The sequence below is a fragment of the Corallococcus llansteffanensis genome, from assembly GCF_003612055.1.
In the GTDB taxonomy this organism is placed as follows: Bacteria; Myxococcota; Myxococcia; order Myxococcales; family Myxococcaceae; genus Corallococcus; species Corallococcus llansteffanensis.
Genome location: NZ_RAWB01000771.1, coordinates 1 through 3,815, shown reverse-complemented (window position 1 = coordinate 3,815; position 3,815 = coordinate 1). Strand labels below are relative to the sequence as shown.

The window sequence follows — 3,815 nt, the reverse complement described above, 5'->3', positions numbered from 1 at the left end:
AGGATTTCAAGGAGTTCCGAATGAACGAGGACAAGTCTCCACTGCGGCCCGAGTGGCGGCAGTGGCTGGCGGAGAACCTGGCACTGGGCGTGAAAGAGGAGGACGTACAGCAGGTGCTGGTCGCGGCGGGGGTGGACCCGGCGCTGGCGCGGGCGGAGATGGCGGCGGTGGGGGAGCACCCCTACTTCAAGGCGTGCCTCCAGGTGGCCCGGCACTTCGGGTGGCTGGAGTCGCTGATGGACGTCTACAGCGAGCTGCGCGCCCAGGACGGGGGCCGGGAGCTGGAGGTGCGCGAGGGCATTGCCCCCGAGGAGTTCTTCCAGCGCTACTACTTCGGCCACCGGCCGGTGGTGCTGCGCGGGATGATGGCGGACTGGCCGGCCCTGACGCGCTGGTCGCTGCCCTACTTCCGCGAGCGCTTTGGCCCAGTGGAGGTGGAGGTGATGGTGGGGCGCGACGCCAACCCGGAGCACGCGGCCCTGCAGGACCGGCACCGGGCCCGGATGTCTTTCGCGGCCTTCCTCGACAAGGTGGAGGCGGCGGAGCAGACCAACGACTTCTACATGGTGCCGCGCAATGACAACTGGCGGCGCGACGGCCTGTCGCCGCTGCGCGAGGACCTGCGGGCCCCGCGGGGAATCATCGACCCGGGCCTGCAGCCGGACATGATGACGCTGCTGTTGGGGCCCGCGGGCACCGTCACGCCGCTGCACCACGACAACATGAACATCCTGTTGGGCCAGGTGCTGGGCCGCAAGCAGGTGCGGCTGGTGCCGTCCTTCGAGCGCCACCGGGTGTACCCGCACCGGGGCACCTTCAGCCACGTGGACGCGGGCAGGCCGGACCTCGTGGCCCACCCTCTCTTCGCGGAGGCCACGGTGCTGGAGACGGTGCTGGAGCCCGGGGACATGGTGTTCCTGCCCGTGGGGTGGTGGCACTGGGTGAAGGCGCTGGACGTGAGCGCCAGCGTCACCTTCCACCATTTCCTCGTCCCCGGCGGAAACACGCACCTGGAAGCCCCCTTCTGAAGAAAGTCAGTCCGCCTTCTCCACCAGCAACACGGAGCGCGTCCACCCGGCGCGGGCGTCGCGTGACAGCCACGCCTGGCGCTCGTCGCGCAGCGCGATGGCCGCGGGAGCGCCCGCGTGGATGCGCCGGCGCACTCCGTCGAAGAAGCGGCCCGCCGCGTCCGGGATGTCCACGGTGGAGGCCAGCACCGCGCGGGCCCCCGAGTCGATGAAGGCCGCCGGCAGGCTGAAGGGCTCCGTGCTCTGCAGGGACGTGGTGCGCCCCGCGCTGCACGCGGCCAGGAACACGGTGGGCGACCCGGTGAGGCGCTGCTCGCGCACCACGTCCGCGGTGAGCGCGTAGCGGCCGTTCACCTCCGGGGACAGCACCACCAGCGACGCGCCGGAGATGCTGGGGTCGGTGATGCCGTGCGCATGGATCTCAATCTCCGTGGCGTCCGCCATGCTCGCCAGCACGCGCGAGGGCGTGGCATCCGAACCGGTCAGCACGTCCGGCGGCGCGGCCCCCGGCTCCGCCTCCGGCGTCCACGCGGGAAGCCGGGGGAGCTGCAACAGCGACGGCGCCTCCACGCCGGCCACCACCAGGCGGCGCGTGGCCGTGGTGCCCGGCGTCGGGCGCGGGCCCTGGGCGCGGCCCAGGCGGAAGCTCCAGGCGATCTCCGGCGGCAGCAGGTCCGTGCGCCCGAAGAGGGGCGCCCACGCGAGCACGTCCACGCGCTCACAGCCGGCGAGCGTCTGGCGCAGCGCCTCCGGCACCAGCCGGGACGAGTCCGTCCGAGGGAAGGCCTCGCGGCGGGCGCCGTCGTAGTGGCCCTTCACTTCCCCCTTCGGGCCCAGCGCCACCAGCGTGGTGCGCTCGGCGTGGATGCTGGCGGCCAGCGCGCACCGGGCCGGCACGGGCGTGCCCAGCTGCGTGGCCATCAACGTCACCACCTTGGAGAACTCGCCAGCGCGGCCCGCGTCGTTCGCGAGCGACGAGTAGCTGAGCGCCCAGGACTCGCGCCCCAGCACATCGCCGCGCGGCAGGGCGTCCGCCTGCGCGATGGCGCGCTGGAGCAGCGCCTCGCCCCGGGACCGGTCCTGATCCAGGAGGAAGCGGCCTTCCAGATAGTGCGTGTAGACGCGGTCGCTCTCCTGGGTGGAGGGCCCCTCCACGGCCCGGGTGGTGACCGTCTTCAGCCACTGCGCGTCCTGGGGGCCGGGACCGGAGCCGAAGCGCGCCAGCTCCGCGACCGTCGCGCCGAACATGGGCAGCATGGGGTTGTCCGCACAGGCGGCCGCGCTCTCCAGCTCCCGCCGCGCGGCGTCCGGCCGCAGGTCCAGGTAGTACAGGTGCGCGAGCATCATGTGGGGATAGGAGCAGCTTCGCGTGGCGCCGCGCGCGGACCACTCCTCCAGATAGGCGCGCGCGCTGCCCAGGTCGTTGCGCGAGCGCGCGATCTGGCTGAGGACTTCCAGGACGGTGAACTCCGTCTCCCACTCGCGCAGCTGCCGGGCCCCCGCCCACAGCAGGCGCGCGTGCTGCTCCGCCTCCGTGAGGCGCTGCAGGTCGGTGTAGAAGATGGTCAGCCGGCGCTCCAGTTCCAGGCAGCGCACCGACATCGTGCCCTCGCGGCAGCGCTGGAGCGCGGCGAAGAGGCGCTGCTCGGCCTTCCACCAGGAGCCTTCCGCGACCTCCTGACGCGCCTGGTCCCGGTCCGCGATGTACGTGAACCAGGGGTCCTCCATCCGCTTGATGCGCTCCACCGTGTCCTTCAGCCGCGAGAGCGTCCCGTCGCGCGTGCGCAGCAGGGCCCCCAGGTAGATGTCCTCGTCCCCGGACAGACGCGCCCGGTCCACGAGCCCCTCCGGCACCGAGCCGCCCGGGCGCAGCGCCTCCGCGTACTGGCGCGCCAGCTCCCCGCGGCGGGTGAAGTCGCGCTTCGCCACGCGCTGCACGTAGTCCGTGAGCGTGCTGCCGCCCTGCACCCGGTCCAGCTCCTTCGCCAGCGGCATCAGCGCCAGCGCGCGCTCCTTCGAAGCCGCGGCGCGCACCACCTCATAGAAGACCCCGCGCACCGTGCCCGGCAGCTGGCGGGCGGCGTCCAGCGGCAGCGGCGCCTTCGCGTCCTGCATCAGGGCCAGCGTCGCGTCGCGCGCCGACTGCCACTGACGCTGGCGCTCCAGCGTGCTCTCGCGCAGGGACAGGGCCTGAGCGTGGGCCTCGCGGCTCCAGCCCTGCTCGCCCAGCTTCGCCACCTGTTCGAAGAGCTCCGACGCGCGCAGCGTCAGCCCCATCTCCCGGAACACGAGCGCGCGGTTCCACAACGCCTGCGGCAGCCTCGGCTTCGCCTCGATGGCGCCGTCCAGCAGGCGCAGCGCCCGTTCGAAGTCGCCGCGCGCGAGCGCCACCGCCGCCAGGTCGCTGTCACGCTCCGGAGAGGCCGGCAGGCGCTCCAGGAAGGAGGCCGCCTGGTTCCACTCGCCCTCCAGGGCATACGCCGCCGCGATGCCGCCCCAGTCCTCCTGGGACTCCATGCGGGCAAGCGGGCCCAGGGGCATCGGCTCGGCGGGCACGGGACAGCCGCCCGCGGGCGCGCGCGAACGGTAGCGGTCGGCTTCCGGATGCGTGAGGCGGGCCTCGATGCGGGCCGCGGCCCGGCGCTCCACCCAGAAATGATCCGAAATGGGGGGAGGGGCCGAGGGCTTCAGCGCCGCGACTCCCGCCGCCATCAGGGGGATGGCCAGCGCCAGCGCCCAGAGCTTCTTCTTCGCAGGCATCACCATGCGGTCCCCTCGGGCGCCTCC

2 protein-coding genes are annotated in these 3,815 nt (G+C 73.1%); one reads left to right on the top strand and one right to left on the bottom strand.

Annotated elements, in window-relative coordinates; all coding sequences use genetic code 11:
* Positions 1-20 precede the first annotated feature (20 nt).
* Positions 21-1,028: a cupin-like domain-containing protein gene (locus D7V93_RS39875; RefSeq protein ID WP_120648261.1), complete on the top strand. Its 1,008-nt coding sequence runs from the start codon at positions 21-23 to the stop codon at positions 1,026-1,028.
* 6 nt (positions 1,029-1,034) lie between these two features.
* On the opposite strand, the gene D7V93_RS39870 is transcribed toward D7V93_RS39875, so the two are convergent.
* Positions 1,035-3,815 (bottom strand): CHAT domain-containing protein (locus D7V93_RS39870; protein ID WP_244237791.1); only part of this gene is annotated, 2,781 nt, incomplete at its 5' end.